17 protein-coding genes are annotated in these 20797 nt (G+C 63.5%); 15 read left to right on the top strand and 2 right to left on the bottom strand.

The window, feature by feature from the left end; translation table 11 throughout:
- The first annotated feature begins 32 nt into the window (after nucleotides 1-32).
- From F3J17_RS20960 to F3J17_RS20905, 12 genes are all read left to right on the top strand, one after another.
- Nucleotides 33-1133, top strand: coding sequence for an aromatic ring-hydroxylating dioxygenase subunit alpha (locus F3J17_RS20960; RefSeq protein ID WP_167063049.1), 1101 nt, complete (start codon nucleotides 33-35; stop codon nucleotides 1131-1133).
- Complete coding sequence (locus F3J17_RS20955; protein ID WP_167063046.1) at nucleotides 1126-1902, top strand: SDR family oxidoreductase; 777 nt, start codon at nucleotides 1126-1128, stop codon at nucleotides 1900-1902. The genes F3J17_RS20960 and F3J17_RS20955 overlap by 8 nt, the downstream gene beginning before the upstream one ends.
- A 42-nt stretch (nucleotides 1903-1944) precedes the next feature.
- Entirely contained in the window at nucleotides 1945-2484 is a 540-nt protein-coding gene (locus F3J17_RS20950; RefSeq protein WP_167063043.1) for a cupin domain-containing protein, read from the top strand.
- Between the two features lie 71 nt (nucleotides 2485-2555).
- Nucleotides 2556-3476, top strand: coding sequence for an alpha/beta hydrolase (locus F3J17_RS20945; protein ID WP_167063040.1), 921 nt, complete (start codon nucleotides 2556-2558; stop codon nucleotides 3474-3476).
- Nucleotides 3473-4363, top strand: coding sequence for an IclR family transcriptional regulator (locus F3J17_RS20940; protein ID WP_167063037.1), 891 nt, complete (start codon nucleotides 3473-3475; stop codon nucleotides 4361-4363). Before F3J17_RS20945 ends, F3J17_RS20940 begins: the two co-directional genes overlap by 4 nt.
- The gene (locus tag F3J17_RS20935) at nucleotides 4360-5178 is read left to right on the top strand and encodes an SDR family oxidoreductase (RefSeq protein WP_167063034.1); all 819 of its coding nucleotides are present in this window, start codon (nucleotides 4360-4362) and stop codon (nucleotides 5176-5178) included. Before F3J17_RS20940 ends, F3J17_RS20935 begins: the two co-directional genes overlap by 4 nt.
- Entirely contained in the window at nucleotides 5171-6829 is a 1659-nt protein-coding gene (locus F3J17_RS20930; protein ID WP_167063031.1) for a thiamine pyrophosphate-binding protein, read from the top strand. The genes F3J17_RS20935 and F3J17_RS20930 overlap by 8 nt, the downstream gene beginning before the upstream one ends.
- A complete protein-coding gene (locus F3J17_RS20925; RefSeq protein WP_167063028.1) occupies nucleotides 6822-7655 on the top strand; it encodes an aspartate dehydrogenase in 834 nt (277 codons plus the stop codon). Before F3J17_RS20930 ends, F3J17_RS20925 begins: the two co-directional genes overlap by 8 nt.
- Before the next feature lie 101 nt (nucleotides 7656-7756).
- A complete protein-coding gene (locus F3J17_RS20920; protein WP_167063024.1) occupies nucleotides 7757-9250 on the top strand; it encodes an aldehyde dehydrogenase in 1494 nt (497 codons plus the stop codon).
- 24 nt (nucleotides 9251-9274) lie between these two features.
- Nucleotides 9275-10237, top strand: a complete 963-nt coding sequence (locus F3J17_RS20915; RefSeq protein WP_167063021.1) for a VOC family protein — start codon at nucleotides 9275-9277, stop codon at nucleotides 10235-10237.
- Nucleotides 10234-11472 (top strand): FAD-dependent oxidoreductase, encoded by a 1239-nt coding sequence (locus F3J17_RS20910; protein ID WP_167063018.1) that lies wholly within the window; start codon nucleotides 10234-10236, stop codon nucleotides 11470-11472. Before F3J17_RS20915 ends, F3J17_RS20910 begins: the two co-directional genes overlap by 4 nt.
- 43 nt (nucleotides 11473-11515) lie before the next feature.
- Nucleotides 11516-12937 (top strand): MFS transporter, encoded by a 1422-nt coding sequence (locus F3J17_RS20905; protein ID WP_167063015.1) that lies wholly within the window; start codon nucleotides 11516-11518, stop codon nucleotides 12935-12937.
- A gap of 88 nt (nucleotides 12938-13025) precedes the next feature.
- Here the strand turns inward: F3J17_RS20905 and F3J17_RS20900 are convergent, their stop codons facing one another.
- Nucleotides 13026-13979, bottom strand: coding sequence for a hypothetical protein (locus F3J17_RS20900; RefSeq protein ID WP_240161091.1), 954 nt, complete (start codon nucleotides 13977-13979; stop codon nucleotides 13026-13028).
- A 426-nt stretch (nucleotides 13980-14405) separates the two neighbouring features.
- Here F3J17_RS20900 and F3J17_RS20895 point away from each other — a divergent pair, with 426 nt between their 5' ends.
- The 3 genes from F3J17_RS20895 to F3J17_RS20885 all read left to right on the top strand — a co-directional run bounded on the left by F3J17_RS20895 (nucleotide 14406) and on the right by F3J17_RS20885 (nucleotide 19824).
- Complete coding sequence (locus F3J17_RS20895; RefSeq protein WP_240161090.1) at nucleotides 14406-16316, top strand: hypothetical protein; 1911 nt, start codon at nucleotides 14406-14408, stop codon at nucleotides 16314-16316.
- A 220-nt stretch (nucleotides 16317-16536) separates the two neighbouring features.
- Nucleotides 16537-18213 (top strand): thiamine pyrophosphate-binding protein, encoded by a 1677-nt coding sequence (locus F3J17_RS20890; RefSeq protein ID WP_167063012.1) that lies wholly within the window; start codon nucleotides 16537-16539, stop codon nucleotides 18211-18213.
- Nucleotides 18214-18243: 30 nt separating this feature from the next.
- Nucleotides 18244-19824, top strand: coding sequence for an aldehyde dehydrogenase (NADP(+)) (locus F3J17_RS20885; protein ID WP_167063383.1), 1581 nt, complete (start codon nucleotides 18244-18246; stop codon nucleotides 19822-19824).
- Between the two features lie 4 nt (nucleotides 19825-19828).
- Here the strand turns inward: F3J17_RS20885 and F3J17_RS20880 are convergent, their stop codons facing one another.
- Nucleotides 19829-20767 carry a LysR family transcriptional regulator gene (locus tag F3J17_RS20880; protein ID WP_167063009.1) on the bottom strand — a complete coding sequence of 313 codons (939 nt, stop codon included), beginning with the start codon at nucleotides 20765-20767 and terminating at the stop codon, nucleotides 19829-19831.
- Nucleotides 20768-20797 lie beyond the last annotated feature (30 nt).

The following is a 20797-nucleotide window of genomic DNA, read 5'->3' as shown; positions in this document are numbered from 1 at the left end:
CGCACGGACACCCCGAACACGGAGCCCCCCACATGACCTCCCCCACATCAGAAGCCGCAGCAGTCGGCAATAACGTCGGCACGAATGATCCGATCCGCGCCTATCTCGACCGCGGCATCAAGAACTACTGGTATCCCGTTGCACCGAGCTGGCAGGTGGGCGACGCGCCCATCGGCATCACGCGTCTGGGCGAACAGATCGTGCTGTGGCGCGACAAGGAAGGCCTCGTCCACGCGCTCGAAGACCGCTGCCCGCACCGCGGCGCGCGTCTGTCGCTGGGCTGGAACCTCGGCAAGAGCGTGGCGTGCTGGTATCACGGCATCGAAATCGACGGCAGCGGCACTGTGCAAAGCGTGCCGGCCGTTTCGTCGTGCCCGCTCGAAGGCCAGAAGTGCGTGAAGTCGTATCCGGCGCAGGAACATGCGGGCGCGATCTTCCTGTGGTTCGGCGACGATGCGCACAAGGAACCCGCGCCGCTGCAACTGCCGGAAGAACTGGTGGGCGAGGAATACGCCAGCTTCCTGTGCATGTCGAACTGGAAGTGCAATTACCAGTACGCAATCGACAACGTCATGGACCCGATGCACGGCGCGTATCTGCACGCGACTTCGCACTCGATGGCCGAAGGCGACAAGCAGGCCGACATGCGCGTGCGTAAAACTGACACTGGCCTCATGTTCGAGAAGATCGGTCAGCGCGACGTGAACTTCGACTGGGTGGAACTGGGTGAAACGGGTTGCCTGTGGATGCGTCTGGCGATTCCGTACAAGAAGAAGTTCGGCCCTGGCGGCAACTTCGGCATCATCGGCTTCGCAGTTCCCGTCGACGAAGACAACTGCCAGGTCTACTTCTGGCGTACCCGCAAGGTGCAGGGCTGGCAGCGCGACGCATGGCGCTTCATGTACCGCAACCGCCTGGAAGGTCTGCATTGGGCCGTGCTCGAACAGGATCGCTACGTTCTCGAAAGCATGGCGCCGAACGCGCGCGATCAGGAATTCCTCTATCAGCACGACGTGGGCATGACGCGGGTTCGCCGTCTGTTCCGCCAACGCGCGCAGCAACACATGACGGAACTCGAAGCGTTCCGTGCGCAGCAACCCGCAGCCACGCAAGCCGAGCACAGCCATGCATGACGTGAATACGTCCACGCAAGGCGCGCTCGCAGGCCGGCGCGTGATCGTCACGGGCGGCGCGCGCGGTCTGGGCGCGGCGTTCGTGAACACGCTCGCGAAGAGCGGCGCGCGCGTCGTGTTCGGCGACGTGCTGCACGATGCGGGCGAGGCGCTGGCGCGCTCGCTGGTCGCGGAAGGTCATGACGTGGCGTTCCTCGCGCTCGATCTGGCGCAGCCCGACAGCATCAGCGCCTTCGTGGCAGCTGCTGCGCAACGCATGGGCGGCGTGGATGCGCTCATCAACAACGCGGCCATCACCAACTCGGGTGGCAAGTTCGCCAGCGAGATCGCCGTCTCCACGTGGGACGCGGTGATGGACGTGAATGTGCGCGGCACGTGGCTGATGTGTACGGCAGCGCAGCCGTGGCTGCGCGAGTCCGGTCGCGGCGCCATTGTGAATATCGCTTCGGACACCGCACTATGGGGCGCGCCAAAGTTGCTCGCCTATGTGGCCAGCAAGGGCGCCGTGGTTGCGATGACGCATTCGCTCGCGCGTGAATTCGGCGGCGACAACATCACTGTCAACGCCATCGCGCCGGGGCTGACCGAAGTGGAAGCCACCGCCTACGTGCCCGCCGAGCGTCATGCGTACTACCTCGAAGGCCGCGCGTTGCAGCGCGCCCAGGTGCCCGAAGACGTGACGGGCCCCGTGCTGTTCCTGTTGACCGACGCCGCGCGTTTCGTGACCGGGCAGTTGTTGCCGGTGAACGGCGGCTTTGTGATGAATTGACTCGTTCGAATCGAACGTTCGAAAGCTGGAAAGGAGAAAGCAATGGCCGATGCCGATATCGATCGCAAGTCGTGGGACCGTCCCGCCGATGCGAGCTTTGATGACTGGATGAACAGCCGCGTGGCGCGCTATGAAACCCGCCGCTACGACTGGGACGCCCTGAAGTTCCAGGCCGACTACGACCCGAAGTATCGCCGCGCGCAAATGCGCTACGTGGGTACGGGCGGCACGGGTGTGGCGAAGGATAGCAACACGGTGCCTTCGGGCGGCTTCACGTTCTCGACCATGGTGATTCCGGCCGGCAACATCGGCCCGAGCCATATCCATATCGACGTGGAAGAAATCTTCTTCGTGCTGCGCGGCAAGATGAAGGTGATCTGCGAGAAGGACGGCGAAACGTGGGAAGCCATCCTGGGCGAACGCGATCTGATCTCGGTGCCGCCGGGCGTCTATCGCACGGAAATCAACATTGGCGAAGAAGACGCGCTGATGTGCGTGATGCTGGGTTCGTCCAAGCCCATCACGCCGACGTATCCGCCGGATTCGCCGCTTGCGAAGATCAAGCGCGATATGCAGAAGTAAATCTGCAGAAATAAGCATCACTAAGTAGAAGTAAGTAGAACACCCGACGAAGCCAGCCTGAAACTCAAGCCATGAACGAAGCGATCGACATTCACGCCTCATCAGCCGCCACGCTCGACACGCGGCTCGCGCGCTTTACGCTGCGCGACGTGCGAGCGGGCGAGGCGTGCGTGAGCTATCGCGAGGCAGCAGCGGATCAAGCGAACGGCAATGAGGCGCTGCCGCTCGTGCTGCTGCATGGCATCGGTTCAGGCGCGGCTTCGTGGGTGCAGCAATTCGAAGTGCTGGGCGGCGCGCGTCGCGTGCTGGCCTGGGATGCGCCGGGTTATGGCGCGTCCACGCCGGTTTCGAGCGCGTCGCCTGGCGCCGCCGATTATGCACGCGTGCTGCGCGACTGGCTCGACGTAGCCGGTATCGCGCGCTGCGTGCTGGTGGGGCATTCGCTTGGCGCAATTGTCGCGGGTGCTTTCGCCGCCGCGCATCCACAACGCGTGAGCGGCCTGCTGCTGATTTCGCCTGCGGGCGGATACGGCGCAGCGGACCCGCAAGTGCGCGCCGACAAGCGCGATGCGCGTCTGGCCATGCTCGCTGAACTCGGCCCGCAAGGTCTCGCAGACAAGCGCAGCGCCAATATGTTGTCGCCGCATGCGAGCGACGAGGCACGCGCCTGGGTGCGCTGGAACATGGCGCGCGTGATCCCGCATGGTTACGCGCAGGCCACGCACCTGCTCGCCAATGCCGACCTCGCCGCCGATCTCGCGCAATGCGCAGGCCGCGTGCCGATGGCAGTGGCCGTGGGCGCGGAAGACACCATCACGCCGCCCGCCGCCTGCGAGCGTCTCGCGCACATCGCCCAGGCGCCTTTCGACACGATCGCGCGCGCGGGACACGCGGGGTACATCGAGCAACCCGACGCCTATAACGCGCTGATCGACACGTTCTGCCAAAAACATCCGCTCATTCAGCCATCTCAGGAAACCATCCAGCAATGACAGCCGACCTCGCCAGCGCGTCCCCCGACGCCGACGAAGACCGCAGCGATACGAACTATCGCGTGCCCGGTCTGGAACGGGGCCTGCGCATCCTGACCGAATTCTCGCCGCGCGAGCCCGTGCTCGACGCGCCGGAACTGTCGCGCCGCCTGGGCATTCCGCGCACGACGGTTTTCCGTCTGCTGCAAACGCTCGAATCGCTGGGCTTTCTCGAGCGCGCCGACCGCGACCGTAATTACCGACTGGGCGTGGCCGTGCTGCGCCTTGGCTTCGAATATCTCAGCTCGCTGGAACTAACCGATCTGGGCCTGCCGCTGATCGAGTCGCTGCGCGACGCCACGGGCCTGACCTCGCATATCGTGATTCGCGATGGCCGCGACATCGTCTTTGTCGCCAAGGCGCAAAGCCATGCGCCGATCTTCAGCTCCGTGAAGGTGAACGTGGGCACGCGCCTGCCCGCGCACGCCACCACGCACGGCCAGGTGCTGATGGGCGATCTCACGCTCGACGATCTGCGCGCGCTGTATCCGGAACCGCATCTGGAGCGCTTCACGCCGTCCACGCCGGATACGGTCGAAGAGCTCTATATGCGCATTCGCGAAGACGCGGATCGCGGCTACGCCGTGAGCGAATCGTCGTTCGAGCGCGGCATTTCGGTGGTGTCCGCGCCGGTGCGCAACGACACGGGCCGCATCGCAGCCGTTGTGACCACAACGATTCCGCGTCCGGGCATCGAGTCGTCGCTGCTCGACAGTGGCCTGATCGACAAGGTCCGTCATGCCGCCGACGAACTCTCGAAGCGCCTGAATTATCGGCCTGGCATGCATGCTGCAAACCACGCTGTTGGCAAGAAAACGTCGTACATGAAGGCATTGGGGATCAAATGATTCAAATCGATTTGACCGGCCAGGTGGCGGTGGTGACGGGCGGTTCGTCCGGCATCGGCCTCGCGACCGCCGAACTCTTTCTGCAGGCGGGCGCATCCGTTGCGATCTGCGGCCGCGACAGCGACCGCCTCGCACGCGCCGAGCGCGAACTGCGCGAACGTCATCCGCAGGCACAACTGCTGGCCGCGCGCTGCGATGTGCTGGACGCGAACGACGTCGCCGCATTCGCGAACGCCGTCGAACAACGCTTCGGCCGCGCCGACATGCTGGTGAACAACGCAGGCCAGGGCCGCGTGTCCACCTTCGCCGACACCACCGACGAAGCCTGGCGCGAAGAACTCGATCTCAAGTACTTCAGCATCATCCGTCCGACGCGCGCCTTTTTGCCGATGCTGCGTAGCACTGCAAAACAAGGGCAGAACGCCTCGATCGTTTGCGTGAATTCGCTGCTCGCCTTGCAGCCCGAACCGCATATGGTCGCGACTTCGTCGGCGCGCGCGGGCGTGCTCAGCCTCATCAAATCGCTTGCGGTGGAACTCGCGCCCGAGCAGATCCGCGTGAACTCGATCCTGATCGGCATCGTGGAGTCGGGCCAATGGCGTCGCCGCTACGAGAACGACGCCGCCGCCCAGGCCGCCGGCCAAACCTGGCAGCAATGGACCGGCGATCTCGCACGCAAGAAGCACATTCCGCTGGGCCGCTTCGGTCTTCCCGAAGAAGCGGCGCAGGCGCTGTTTTATCTGGCCACGTCCCTGTCGTCCTACACGACGGGCAGTCATATCGATGTATCTGGAGGCGTTGCACGTCATGTCTAAGCAAACCACCGTCGGCGAACTGATCGCCGCCTTCCTCGAACAATGTGGAGTCCAAACCGCCTTCGGCGTGATTTCGATCCACAACATGCCGATCCTCGACGCCATCGGCGTGCGCGGCAAGATCCGCTATGTGGGCGCACGCGGCGAAGCCGGCGCGCTCAACATGGCCGACGGCCTCGCGCGTGTTTCGGGCGGCCTCGGCGTGGCGTTCACGAGCACGGGCACGGCGGCGGGCAACGCTGCGGGCGCAATGGTCGAAGCTCTCACGGCGGGCACGGCCCTGCTGCACATCACCGGCCAGATCGAAACCGAATACCTCGATCAGGACCTCGCCTATATTCACGAGGCGCCCGATCAATTGTCGATGCTCTCGTCGATTTCGAAGGCCGCGTTCCGCGTGCGTTCGGTCGAAACCGCACTGCCGACCATCCGCGAAGCCGTGCGCGTGGCGCAGACCGCGCCGAGCGGCCCCGTTAGCGTCGAAATCCCCATCGACATCCAGGCTGCGCTGACCGACTGGCCCGCCGATCTGGCCGCGCCGCACCTCACGACGCTCACGCACGATGAAGCGCGCGTCGAACAACTCGCGAACGAACTCGCGAAGGCGAAGCGCCCGCTGCTGTGGCTGGGCGGCGGCACGCGTCACGCACGCGCTGCGGTCGAGCGTCTGGTGGCGCTGGGCTTTGGCGTGGTGACGAGCGTGCAGGGCCGTGGCGTGCTGCCGGAAGATCATCCGGCGACGCTGGGCGCATTCAACGTGAGCCCGTCGGTCGAGCGCTTCTACAAGACGTGTGACGCGATGCTGGTGGTGGGCTCGCGCCTGCGCGGCAACGAAACGCTCAAATACAAGCTCGGTCTGCCGCAACCGCTCTATCGCGTGGACGCCGATGCACTGGCCGATAACCGTGGCTATCGCAACGCGCTGTTCGTGCATGGCGACGCTGAGCGCGTGCTCAACGCACTCGCCACTCGCCTCGAAAATCGCATCAAGGTCGATCCGGAATTCGCCGCCGATCTGGCCGCCGCACGCGATATCGCGGTCGAAGACACGGCCAAGGGTCTGGGCCCGTATCGTCGCCTGGTCGAAGCGCTGCAGCGCGCCGTGGGCCGCGACTACAACTGGGTGCGCGACGTCACGATCTCGAACAGCACGTGGGGCAACCGCCTGCTGAAGATCTTCACGCCGCGTGCGGGCGTGCACGCGCTCGGTGGCGGTATCGGCCAGGGCATGCAGATGGGCATCGGCGCGGCGCTGGCGAATTCCGCGGCCAAGACCGTGTGTCTGGTCGGCGACGGCGGCCTGATGGTCAACGTGGGCGAACTGGCCACGGCCGTGCAGGAAAAGGCCAACGTCATGATCGTGCTGATGAACGACCAGTGCTACGGCGTGATCCGCAACATTCAGGACGCACAGTATGGCGGCCGCCGCATGTTCGTCGATCTGCACCAGCCGGAGTTCTCGCAGTTCTGCGCGAGCCTGGGCCTGAAGCACTTCCGTCTCTCGTCGCTCGACAACGCCGATGCGGTGATCAGCGAAGGTATGGCGTTCGACGGCCCGGTGCTGCTCGAAGTCGACATGAAAGCCGTGGGCAGCTTCGAAGCCGTATTTGCAGGCCCGCCGGTGCGCAAAGAGGAGCCGGAACATGCATAACGGTCACGCCGCGCACGCAGCCAACGCCCCCATCGATATCGCGATGATCGGCTTCGGCGCGATCGGCCAGACGGTGTATCGCGCGGTGGCAGCCGACCCGCTCGTGCACGTCTCGCATGTGATCGTGCCCGAACACCACGCCGACGAGGTGCGCAAGCAGGTCGACGGTTCGGTGGAAGTGGTGTCGTCGGTGAGCCTGCTGTCGTCGAAGCCGCAATTCGCGCTGGAATGCGCGGGACACGCGGCGCTCGTCGATCACGTCGTGCCGCTGCTGCAAAGCGGCACCGATTGCGCGGTGGCATCGATTGGCGCGCTGTCCGACCTCGATCTGCTCGAACGCCTGTCGCTCGCGGCAGACGAGGGCGACGCCACGCTCACGCTGCTTTCCGGTGCGATCGGCGGTATCGATGCGCTGTCCGCAGCGAAGCTCGGCGGTCTGGACGAGGTGCTGTACACGGGCCGCAAGCCGCCGCTGGGTTGGCTCGATACGCCCGCGGAAAAGGTCTGCGATCTGCGCACGCTCGCTAAAGAGCAGGTGATTTTCGAAGGCAGCGCGCGTGAAGCGGCGCGTCTGTTTCCGAAGAACGCCAACGTGGCGGCGACGATTGCGCTCGCGGGCCTCGGCCTCGATCACACCACGGTGCGCCTGATTGCCGATCCGGCCGTCGAGCGCAACGTGCATCGCATCGTGGCGCGCGGCGCGTTTGGCGAGATGTCGCTGGAAATGTGCGGCAAACCGCTGCCGGATAACCCGAAGACTTCGGCGCTCACTGCGTACAGCGCGATTCGCGCACTACGCAATCGCGCGGCGCGCTGCGTGATTTGATTCGGTAAAACAAGCGTTTTTTGTCGTGATGGAATGCGATGCGTGTGCGCGATCAATATCGTGAACCGCATCGCAGCACTAGAAACAGAGAGACCTCTGATATGACTCCCTTCGATACGAGCCTCGTCCCGAACGGCGATATTTTGATCGGCGGCGAATGGCGCCAGGGCCGCGCCGCGCCTTTCGCGAGCCTTTATCCGGCTGACCAGTCGCTGAACATGGAGGTCTCGACGGCGAGCGCTGAAGACGCCGCCGAAGCGGTCGAAAAGGCGCACGCCGCCTGGAAGCATGGCGAATGGGCCACCATGAAGCCGCATCTGCGCGCGCTGGTGCTCTATCGCATCGCCGACCTGATCATGCAGCGCCACGAAGCACTCGCGAACCTGCAGCGTCGCGACAACGGCAAACCCATCAAGGAAACGCGCGTGCTGGTGGCAAGTGCCGCCAACACCTTCCGCTATTTCGCGGCCTGCCTCGAAACCATGGACGAAGAAGTCACGCCTTCGCGCGGCGACTATCTGACCATGAGCGTGTACGAGCCGATTGGCGTGATCGCGGCGATTACGCCGTGGAATTCGCCGATCGCTTCGGATGCACAAAAGCTTGCGCCCGCACTCGCAGGCGGTAACGCCGTGGTGCTGAAGCCCGCCGAAGTCACGCCGCTGATTTCGCTGGCGCTCGCACGCATCTGCGAAGAAGCGGGCGTGCCGAAAGGCATCGTGAGCGTGCTGCCCGGCAAGGGCTCGGTGATCGGCGACGTGCTGGTGCGCCATCCGCTCGTGAAAAAGGTCTCCTTTACCGGCGGCACGGAAGTGGGCCGCGGCATCGCGCGCATCGCCGCAGACAAGCTCATGCCGGTCTCGCTCGAACTGGGTGGCAAGTCGCCGACCATGGTGTTCGAAGACGCGGATATCGATCACGCGGTCAATGGCGTGCTGTACGGCATTTTCAGCTCGTCGGGCGAAGCATGCATCGCGGGTTCGCGCCTCTTTGTGCAGCGCTCGATTTACGACACGTTCATGAAGCGTCTCGTCGAAGGCGCGCGCAAGCTGCGCGTGGGCGATCCGTCCAGCGAAAACACGCAGATGGGGCCGCTCATCACCGCGAAGCACCGCGAATCGGTCGAGCGTTATGTGGCCATCGGCCTTGAAGAAGGTGGCCGTCTGCTGTGCGGCGGCGAGCGCCCGGTAGGCGACAAGCGCGAAGACGGCTTCTTCTATCAGCCTACGATTCTCGAAGGTCTGAAGAATAGCGCGCGCATCTGCCAGGAAGAAATCTTCGGGCCGGTGCTGGTGGCGATGCCCTTCGACGACGAAGCCGCCCTGCTCGAAGAAGCCAATGACAGCGTCTTCGGTCTGGCCGCCGGCATCTGGACGCGCGACTACAAGCGCGCGTGGCGCGTGGCGCGCAAGCTCGAAGCGGGCACGGTCTGGATCAATACGTACAAGCTGTTCTCGATTTCCACGCCGTTCTCGGGCTGGAAGGAAAGCGGCATGGGCCGCGAGAAGGGCCGGCTTGGCATTCGCGAATATATGCAGCAAAAGAGCCTCTACTGGGGCTTGAACGACGCGCCGCTGCCCTGGGCTAACGCCTGAACGCACGCGCACGGAGCAAGAAACATGACGATTCTCGGCATCGAACAGATTACCTACGGCGTGACGGACCTCGACACCTGCCGTCGCTTTTTCGCGGACTGGGGCATGAAGGAGACCGCGCACGACGAAACGCGTGCGCGCTTCGAAACGCTCAACGGTTGCACCGTGCTGGTGGCGGATGCGAACGACGCATCGCTGCCGGCCGCTTTCGAGGAAGGCCCGACGTTGCGCGAAGTGGTGTGGGGCGTCGCCACGCGCGAAGAACTGGACGCGCTGCGTGAGCGCCTGAAAGGCCAGCCCGGCTATTACGTCGATGAAACTGGCGTGGGTTGTTTCGACCCTGCTGGCATGGCGATTCGCGTGGAAGTCACGCGCAAGCGCGAGATCGACGTGCAGGGTTCGCCGTCGAATGTGTGGGGCCAGACGCTGCGCGTCGATACGCCTTCGCCCATCTACGAACGTGCGGAACCGGTTGAAGTGGGCCACGTGGTGTTCTTCACGAATTGCCTCGCGGAGCAGGAAAAGTTCTATCACGAGGTGCTGGGCTTCGAAACGTCGGATCGCTATCCGAATCGTGGCGCCTTCATGCGTTGCGCGCCGCACGGCGGCCACCACGACCTGTTCCTGCTCGCACTGCCCGACGGCAAGAAGGGCCTGAATCACGTGGCCTTCACGGTGCGCGACATTCATGAAGTGTTTGGCGGCGGCCTGCATATCAGCCGTTGCGGCTGGACTACGCAGCTTGGCCCCGGTCGCCATCCGGTGTCGTCGGCTTATTTCTGGTACTTCAAGAATCCGGCGGGCGGTCTGATCGAGTATTACGCCGATGAAGACCAGCTCACGCCCGAATGGGAGCCGCGCGAATTCGAACCGGGTCCGACCGTGTTTGCGGAATGGGCCATCGACGGCGGTCTGGACGGCAATACGCGTCGCCAGAAAAACGCCGAAGCGCCGAAGGGCAAGTTCATGACGGAGCGTAAATCATGAGCGATTCGATTCAAACCGGCGCCGTAGACGCGCCGCAAACCGTCGTCGTGATCGGCGGCGGTCAGGCCGCGGGCTGGGTCGTCAAGACGCTGCGCCAGGAAGGCTACACGGGCCGCCTCGTGATGATCGCCGACGAAACGCATCTGCCCTACGAGCGTCCGCCGCTCTCGAAGGCGGTGCTCGCCGGTGAAGCCGATATCGAAACGGTGCGCATCGCCAAGCCGGACGAATTCGCGGCGCTGGATATCGAGGCATGGCAGCCGGATTGCGCCACCGCCATCGACCGCGCCAACCGCACGGTGACGACGCGCTCGGGCCGCGAAGTGAAGTACGACCGACTCGTGATCGCCACGGGCGGCGCGGCGCGCAAGTTGCCGGACAGCATCGCGAAGAGCGCGCACGTGACTTATCTGCGCACGCTCGACGAAGCGATCACGCTGGGCGAGCGCCTGCGCCGCAGCCAGCGCGTGCTGGTGGTGGGCGGCGGCTGGATCGGCCTGGAAGTGGCGGCGACGGCGCGCAAGCTGGGCGTTGAAGCCACGGTGATCGAAGGCGCGCCGCGTCTGTGTGCGCGTTCGCTGCCGAACGAGGTTTCGCAATTCCTGCTTGATCTGCATCGCGGCAATGGCGTGGATATCCGCCTGAACGCGCAGCTCGTTTCGCTCGACGATCACGGCGATGGCGTGCGCGCGACCTTCGCGGACGGCAGTACGCTCGACGCGGATTTCGCGGTAGCCGGTATCGGCCTCGCGCCGCACACGGCGATTGCCGAGGCAGCAGGCATCGAAGTGCAGGACGGTATCGTCGTCGATGAATTTGGCCAGACTTCGGACTCCGATGTTTTTGCCTGCGGCGACGTGGCGAATCATCCGAACGCATGGCTCAAGCGCCGCGTGCGGCTGGAATCGTGGGCCAATGCACAGAACCAGGCGATCGCGGCAGCGAAGGCCGTGCTGGGCGTGAAGACGCCGTATGCAGAAATTCCGTGGTTCTGGTCCGATCAGTACGACGTGAATCTGCAGATTCTCGGCGAGATTCCGGCGGGTGCAACGCCGGTGCTGCGCGGCAACCTTGAAGAAAAGCGCGCGACGCTGTTCTTCGTGGAAGACGGACATCTGCGCGGCGTCATCGCCATCAATTCGGCACGCGATCTGAAGCTTGCGCGCAAGTGGATGAACCAGGGCCGCGCGGTGGATATCGCGGCGCTCGTCGATACCAGCAAGGCGCTCGCGTAGCGTCACCATAAGTGATACCGACATACGGGACGGGACCACAGGCATGAGAACCCTCGATACACCCTTCGGCCATAGCGGCGCTGCCGCTGCGCTCGACGAGACGCCCGTGCGCGAACCGCTTACGCGCGGCTCGATCATCGCACGCCTCGAACGGCTGCCGACCAACGCCATGCAGGTGCGCGCGCGTATCCTGATCGGCCTTGCCACGTTCTTCGACGGCTTCGACGTGATCGCCATTGCGGCGACCCTGCCGATCCTGATCCAGAAGTGGCAACTCACGCCGTGGGAGATCGGTTTTCTGATCGCCTCCGGTTCGGTGGGCCAGTTGTTCGGCGCCTTCCTGTTTCCGTGGCTCGCGGAACGTCATGGCCGCGTGCGCGCAATTGCCTGGAGCTCGGGCATCATCGGCGTGACCAGCATTGCCTGCGGTTTCGCGCCCAGCTTCGCGGTGTTTGCGGCGCTGCGCGTGATCCAGGGCTTTGGTTTGGGCGGCGAATTGCCGGTTGCCGCAACGTATATCAACGAGGTCAGCCGCGCGCATGGTCGTGGACGTTTCGTTCTCCTCTACGAGATCGTGTTTCCGATTGGCCTGCTCGCGTCGAATGCGCTAGGCGCATGGATCGTGCCGCGCTTTGGCTGGCAGGCGATGTACTTTATCGGCGGCATGCCGCTGGTGCTGTTCTTCGTACTGCGCAAGCTGGTGCCGGAGTCGCCGCGCTGGCTGGCCGAACGCGAACGCCTGGTAGATGCTGAAGCCGCCGTACACGCTTTCGAGCGCACAGCTAAAGGACCGCTGCCGCCTGTCACGAACGCTGCTGAGTTCGACGCAATGGCGAAGCGCCACCCGAAGCGCAGCATGAAGGATCTGTTTGGTCCCGCGTATCTGAAGCGCACGATGGCAGTGGCAATGCTGTGGATGACCTGCGGCTTCATTCAGTACGGTCTCTCGACGTGGCTGCCGACGATTTATCGCACCCTCTATCACGCGCCGCTTCAACTGGCGTTGAATCTGGCCGTGGCAGCTTCCGTGCTGGGCGTGGTGGGCTCGCTCACCTGCGCGCTGCTGGTGGACAAGGTGGGCCGCAAGCCGATCATCAACGTGTCGTTCCTGTTGTGCGCGGTGTCGCTGGCGCTGGCAGGCGTGTGTCATTCGATGTCGGTCTATGTGGTGGCGTCGTTCTGCGCGCTGGCGCTGGGTCTGCTGGCTAGCGGCTTTATTACCGCCTACGTTTATACGCCGGAGTTGTATCCCACGAGTATCCGCGCCATGGGTTGCGGCATGGGCGGAGCATGGCTGAAGGTGGCGGCGATTTTCGCGCCGACCATCGTGTCGAAGACGATGATTGGCGGCCACCTGGATGTGGCGTTCTACATCCTCGCAGCCGTGCCGTTCCTCGCGGCAATTGCGGTGCATTTCCTTGGCATCGAAACCAAGGGCAAGGTGCTGGAGCAATTGGAAGCGTAATCTCGCATCCTCTGTGAAACGCCAAAAAGCGGCGGCCGGGAAACCGGTCGCCGCTTTTCGTTTACAGGTTTAGAGGCTCGAATAGCGATCAGAAGTGCAGTTCGGCCATCACCATCGGCGCGGAGGTCTTTGTGCTGACGGTCTCGCTCGACGGCGTGCCGTACATGTTGTGCCAGTACTCATATCCCACGCCCACATACGCCGTGCGCGGATGCCCGACGAACGAGCCGACATCGGCGAGCAGAGAAATACGTGTGAGAATTTCCGTGGTGGTTTCGGTGTTGAAGCCGTCCTTGCCCTTCGGCCCCGTCATGCTCGCGAAACCGCGAAACTCGAACGGCACCTTTGCCACACGGAACGGCACGAGCCATGAGCTTTCAATGTGCCAGGCCGTGTGGAAGGTGATATCCACGCCGGCAATGCCGTTGTGATTGCTTTCCGTGCGTCCGCCCACTGTCAGGTTCCAGAAGCCGTGCGGAATGGCGAATTCAACCGTCGGGCCGAACACGAACATACGCGCGCGCTGCGCATAGGCATCGTTCTTCACGCCAAATTCATAACCCACGGTTGCGCCCAGATCGCGCACGAAACCATAGCCCACCGATCGGCCCAGAATCTTGCCCGCGCTCAACTCGACGCGGCCCACGCTATAGACTTCCTGCGCGCCGCCCGACGACGGGCCACCGGCTTCCGGATTGGCCGAATTCGACACCAGATAATCGACGTTGAATGCGTAGCTACCGTAGCGGAAGCCGCCAATCGTGGTGAGGTAGCCGATGTTCTGCGCGACCTTGTCGGGCACGCCAGGATAGTGGAAATCGCGGCCATAGCGGTATCCCACATAGGTGTCGTTCCAGACCAGCGGCGGTGCGCCGTCGTCGGCCTGAATCTGTTTGGCAGTCGGTGCGGCGCCGTTGGGTTGGGTCTCCTCGGTTTGCGGTGGCGCGGATCCGTTCGGCGCGGTGTACACCTCCGCGTGAGCGAATTCGGCAAAACAACAAAACATCGCAATGCCAATCAATGACTTGCGAATCGATGGCATGCATGAGGCGCTTCGTGTCGTCTTCATTGTCTCCGGCCTTATACGTATTCTATTGACCACGTTATTGATCCATCGAGCGATGGAAAGCCGATGTGTCCGGCTGCCGGAGATGGTAGGTCAAGGCCTTTCGCGTGCCCTTATACAAAAGACCGATTCGCTGGCACTTTTCTACATAAATTGAAAGTGAGCGAGGGTACGCCCCAGGCCTGGCGCGGCTCGCGTGCGTGAGGGGCGTCGAAAAGTCCCAGTGAAAGTGTGTTTTGTTCAGGGACGGCCGGGGCGGAAGTCGCTAACCTTACTATCGAAGCCGCGCCCTCTAACCGGTGTAAGGGCAGTCAGATCAAATCAATGCGGATTGCCCGATTGAGGCAATACCGTGACACCACCAAGGCAAGCGGCCGCCGATAAAACCAGGAGGCATTTGCAGTGCAATTCAAGCTTAAATTCAGGCATATCGCCGCTTGCGCGGCGCTCGCGGGGAATGGCGTGCTGCTCTCGACGCCAGCGCTTTCAGCCACCGAAGGCACCTTGCTGCTCAACCGGCTCGGCCCTGTCACATCGGATCTGTACATCGCCAACGCCGATGGCTCGGACGAACACAAGCTGCTGGCAACCCAGGGTTTCGACTATCACGCATCGTTCTCCAGGGACGGTCAGTGGATCGTATTCACGTCGGAGCGCGCAGGGCTGGGGGAATCGGACCTTTATCGCGTGAAAGTCGACGGTTCGCAACTGCAAAAGCTGACCGACCATATCGCCGTTGACGACGCGGCTGTGTTCTCGCCCGTCGATCCCAACGTTATTGCGTTTGTTTCGTCGCGGCGCGGCGCGCACGATTTCGGCACGACCAACATCTGGACGCTGAATATCGCCACGGGCGCGCTGAAGAACGTGACGGCCAGGATCAAGTTTGATCCGTCGAAGCCGCATAGTTTCTTCCGTCCTTCGTGGTCGCCGGATGGCAAATGGATTGCGCTGTCGTCGGATATTGGCAGCGACTGGCGCGGCCACAATCTGCCGGTGGGCTGGGAGCGCACGCAGGAAAGCAGCATCTACATGATTCGCCCGGACGGCTCGGGCTGGCGTCAGGTTGCCACGCGCGCCGGTTTTGATGAAGGCTCGCCTACGTGGTCGCCCGATGGCAAGCGCGTGGCCTTCTATGAAACGCCGGTTGAATCGACGTGGGGCGCGCATCGTCCCGAAGGCATCAATAACGTCAGCTCGCAGATCGTCGCCGTGGATCTGGCCACGCACGCACGCAGCGAACTCACGTCGACGCCCGGTTTCAAGGTGTTTCCGCAATATCTGAACGACACGACGCTCGCGTACCACGTCAAGGGCGGCGATACGGAAGGGCTCTACACCACCGCAGGCGAAGTGCGCGCCACGCGCGATACGGGCATCCGCTCGCCGCATTATTCGTACGACGGCAAGAAGATCGTCTATGAAAAGGTCTCGTTCCGTCCCGCGCATCCGAATGGTACGCCGCTCTTTAGTTTCGATCCGCGCTGGAAATACACCTATATCGACGTGTTCCCGCAACTCTCCGCCGACCGCAAGCAACTGGTCTACACGGAGAAGGCGATCAATTCGTCGATCGCCATCGTGAATGCGGATCTCTCTGGCTACAAGCGCATTTACGATGCGTCGCAAAGCGGCCTCAATCCTGATCTGGTCAAGAAGGGGCTCGCGGGCGCGTTCCAGCCGACCTGGTCGCCGGATCGCCAGTGGGTGGCGTTTGGCGTGGGTAGCTGGTTCTTCACGCGTGCGGGCGGCCCTGGCAAGATCGTGCGCATCAAGACGGACGGCAGCATGGATAGCCACGCCGAAGCGCTCACGGACGGCTCGGAAAACGCGGGCTTCCCCAGCTATTCGCCGGACGGCAAACAGATCGTCTATCGCGTATGGAGCGAGAAGGACAAGGGGCTGCGTATTCTCGATCTGGAAACGCGCAAGACCACGGATCTTACGACCGGCGAGGACAATCTGCCGGGTTGGTCGCCGGATGGTACGAAGATCGTGTTCACGCGCAAGCAGGTAAATCCGACTGATCCGAACAAGTTCAACTACGACGTGTTCACCATCAAGCCGGACGGCAGCGACCTGCGCCGCCTGACGACGGACGGTTCGAACCAGGGCCATGCCGTGTGGACCTACGATGGCCGTATCGCGTATAGCTCGGGTACGTATGGCTTCCGTGACGAACTCGCACTCTACGACAACAGCTTCCAGCCCGACGGTCAGAACTGGGTGATGAACGCAGACGGTAGCGATCAGCATCCGATCACCGACACGCTCTGGGAAGAAGCAATGCCGATGTACGTGCCGAATCCGTAAAAGACGCCGTCACTACGCGTGTAATTGAATGCAGGTTCGATTTGAACGCCGTGCTTAACCGCACGGCGTTTTTTTATTCCCGTGCGCGTTTGCTTTTTACGCATACCGTGCATAGCTGCTATGCGCCGCGCGCACGGCCACGCATGCTCGCGTGACCCATAATTTCAGCATCCCGCAGCGCTAGAGAAAGCTGCCGCGATCCCTCATCAGGAGTTACTTCATGTCTGAATCCGCAACTTCTAATTCGCGCAACGGCGGGCGCATTCTTGTCGATGCGCTCGTGGGCAATGGCGTCGATACCGTCTATTGCGTGCCCGGCGAGAGCTATCTGCCGGTGCTGGACGCCTTGCACGATACGCAAAGCGTGCGCACCATCACCACGCGCCATGAGGGCGCGGCTTCGAATATGGCCGATGCCTACGGCAAGCTCACGGGCCGCCCCGGCATCTGCTTCGTGACGCGCGGACCGGGCGCTACGCACGCGAGCAACGGCGTGCACACCGCAAACGAAGACGCCACGCCGATGATTCTCTTCATCGGTCAGGTCGAGCAGGATTTTCTGGGGCGCGGCGCGTTCCAGGAAGTCGATTACAAGCAGATGTTTGGCGGCATCGCCAAATGGGTCACGCAGATCGAGAGCGTGGAGCGCATTCCGGAAGTCATCGCGCGCGCCTTTAGCGTGGCGCTTTCGGGGCGTCCCGGACCGGTGGTGATCGCGTTGCCGGAGGATGTGCTGTTCGGAGCCGCGCAAGTGGCAGACGCGCCCGCGGTGCGCGTTGCGCAGGCTGCGCCGGAACCGCTGGCGCTCGATGCATTGCGTTCGCTGCTGGATGGCGCTGAGCGTCCGCTCGTGATCGTTGGGGGCACCGGCTGGGACGAGGCGGGCTGCGCGGCGCTCAAGCGCTTCGTGCAGGCCAACGATCTGCCCGTGGCGGCATCGTTTCGCCGCCAGGATCTGTTCGACAATCGCGACGCGCATTACGTCGGCCAGCTCGGTCTGGGCGTTTCTCCGAAGCTCGCGCAACGCGCGCGCGACGCTGACCTGTTGATCGTGATTGGCTCGCGTCTGACGGAAACGACGTCGTCGGGTTATACGCTGTTCGAAATCCCCACGCCGCAGCAAACCATGGTTCATGTACATCCGGACGCTGAAGAACTCGGCCGCGTTTATCAGGCGCATTTGCCGATCAACGCATCGCTCGCGGCATTCGCGCGCGCGCTGGATGGCATAGCGCCCGTTGCCGAGCAGACGAAAGCGCGCTGGCACGCCTGGACGCAATCGGCGCGTGCCGATTATGTGGCGCATTCCACGCCGCCCGCACCGACGCCCGAGATTCGCGGCGTCGATCTCGCCCAGGTCGTCGCTCATCTGAGCGAAGTGCTGCCCGAAGACGCGGTGATTACGAACGGTGCGGGCAATTACACCGTCTGGGTCCATCGCTTTTATCGCTATCGTCAGATGGCGACGGAGCTTGCGCCGACCAATGGTGCAATGGGCTACGGCTTCCCGGCGGCAATTGCGGCAAAACTCAGGAATCCAGAGCAATCGGTCGTGTGCTTCGCGGGCGACGGCTGCTTCATGATGTATCCGCAGGAACTGGCCACGGCGGTTCAATTCGGCGCACCGCTGATTGTGATTCTGGTGAACAACAACATGCTCGGCACCATCCGTATGCACCAGGAGCGCGAGTATCCGGGCCGCGTGAGCGCGACGCAATTCGTCAATCCCGACTTCGTGGCGATGGCGCGCGCATTCGGCGCGCACGCGGAACGCGTCGAGCGCACCGAAGATTTCGCGGCGGCATTCGAGCGCGCCCAACGTGCCGGCGTGGCGGCGCTGATCGAGCTGCGCACCGATCCGCTGCAGATCACCCCGGCCAATCGCCTCGCCAATTAAGGACACATGCTCATGCAAACTCAAGTCTCATTGGAGCCGCAAGGCGACATGATCATCGGCGGCGAGGCCGTCAGGGGCGCGGGCGGCACACTGCACGCTCTTGCAGCCGCCACCGGCGAAGCACTGGAACCGGCCTTCGGTTGCGCGACGCCCGCGCTGGTCGAGCGTGCGTGCGAACTCGCCGGCGCGGCGTTCGACGCCTATCGACAATTGCCGGATGCGCGCCGCGCGGCTTTTCTGGAAGCCATCGCGCAAGCCATTCTCGATCTGGGACCGGTATTGATCGAGCGCGCGCACCTTGAAACGGCGCTGCCGATCGCGCGCCTCGAAGGCGAGCGCATGCGCACTGTCAACCAGCTCAAGCTGTTTGCGAGCGTGGTGCGTGACGGACGATGGCACGGCGCGGTCGTTGAAACCGCACAGCCGCAACGCGCGCCGCTTCCGCGCCCCGATCTGCGTATGCGGCGCATCGGTCTCGGCCCGGTGGCCGTGTTCGGTGCGAGCAACTTCCCGCTGGCGTTTTCGGTGGCGGGCGGCGATACGGCTTCGGCGCTGGCGGCCGGTTGCCCCGTGGTGGTCAAGGCGCATCCCGCGCATCTGGGTACCTCCGAACTGGTTGCGCGCGCAATCGCTCGCGCGGCCCATGACACGCAGATGCCCGCTGGCGTGTTTTCGCTGGTGATCGGCGATGGTACGTGGATCGGTGAAACGCTGGTCGCGCATCCCGAGATCCAGGCGGTGGGCTTCACGGGATCGCGTCAAGGTGGCATCGCGTTGCAGCGCATCGCCCAGGCACGTCCAGAGCCGATTCCTGTGTATGCGGAGATGAGCAGCATCAATCCCGTTGTGCTGTTGCCGCATGCCCTGGCCGCGCGCGGCGAGCAGATTGCGCGCGATTATGCCGATTCCGTGGTGATGGGCGTGGGGCAGTTCTGCACGAATCCGGGCATCGTGCTCGCGCTCGCGGGTGAAGCGCTCGACGCGTTTTGCGCGACGGCGGCGCAGGCTATCTCGACGAAGGCCGCGGCCACCATGCTCACGCCGAACATTCACGCTGCGTATTGCCGGGGCATCGCGCATCTTTCGGAGCTGAACGGCGTCACGACGCTCGCACGCGGCGCGGATGCGCGCGGACCGCACGACGCCGTGCCGGTGCTGTTGCGCACGCCGGCCAACGCGTTCCTCGCCGATGCGGCCATGCACGAAGAAGTGTTCGGGCCGTGCTCGCTGATCGTGTCCTGCCGCGATATCGACGAACTGCAGGCCGTCTTGCGCCGCATGAGCGGGCAATTGACCGCAACGGTGCAACTCGACGAAAGCGACTACGAACAGGCGCAAAAGCTGTTGCCGATTCTTGAGCGCAAGGCGGGCCGCGTGCTATTCAACGGCTTCCCTACAGGCGTGGAAGTCAGTCACGCGATGGTGCATGGCGGACCGTTCCCGGCGACCTCCGACACGCGCACGACTTCGGTGGGGACGGCGGCGATCGATCGCTTCCTGCGACCCGTGTGCTATCAGGCGGTGCCCGATGCGCTGCTGCCCGATCCGCTCAAGCACGACAATCCGATGGCGATCTGGCGTCTCAACGATGGCGGGCTGAGCCGCGATTGAGCGATCAATCCTGCGAAGCGGGCAGCGTGGCACCCGGCCATTCGCCTGCTTCGACGAGATCGGCGGCGAGTTCGCGAATCATCTGTGCAACTCGCCACACGCCCTCGGGCATGACGCGATTGAGCGGCCATGCAATCGCCACGTCACGCACCACGGCTGCGTTCGCAAGTGGCATGCAACGCAGCCTGCCCGACGCTACCTCCTCGATCACCGACGCCGCCGGCAGCAAGGTGCAGCCGCATTGCGCCATCACCAGACGCTTGGTCAGCGAAATCGATCCATCGCATTCAAGCGCGATTTGCAGCGTAAAACCGTGTCGCGCCGCGAGCGATTCGGCCAGCACGCGCAGCCCGTGATGAGTGCTCGGCAGGATAAGCGGCAATTCGCCGAGCGTTCTTACTTCCACCGGGCCATCGGGCATGGCGAAATCCGCTGGCGTCACAAGACAAAGGTCTTCCGCGAGGAGCGGATCGAATTGCGTCGCGCCGCGATGTTCGGGCACGTACATGATGGCGAGATCGATCTCGCCGTCATTCAGGCGGCCTAGAATCTGGCTCGCCAGACCTTCCACAAATCGCACGCGCGTGTTCGGATAACGCGCCCTCAGGCGTTGCCCAAGTTCGCCGAACATGATGCGCGCGATAGTCGGTTGCGCGGCAATGGCGAGCTGCGCCGGGCCGCTTTCCGCGCCGTTGCGCATCGCACCGCGTGCTTCTTCAAGGGTCCGTTCGAGTGTCTGTGCGTAGCCCAGCAACTGCTCGCCGCGCTCCGTGAGACCTACGCCGCGACCACTGCGGCGAAACAGGCGCACGCCCAGTTCCGCTTCGAGTACGGCAATGCGGCGGCTGACGGTGGACTGGTTCGCGCCCAGTTCCATGGCGGTGCGCGAGATGCTGCCGGTCTTCGCGACGTGTGCGAAAACGGCGAGGTCGTCTGAATTCATCGAGGGAGCGCTTAAAACCGGGTTGCGTTC

Source organism: Burkholderia sp. Ax-1719 (assembly GCF_011753055.1).
Lineage (GTDB): Bacteria > Pseudomonadota > Gammaproteobacteria > Burkholderiales > Burkholderiaceae > Paraburkholderia.
Note: the sequence above shows the minus strand (reverse complement) of the source record. Positions and strands in the feature narration are given on the sequence as shown.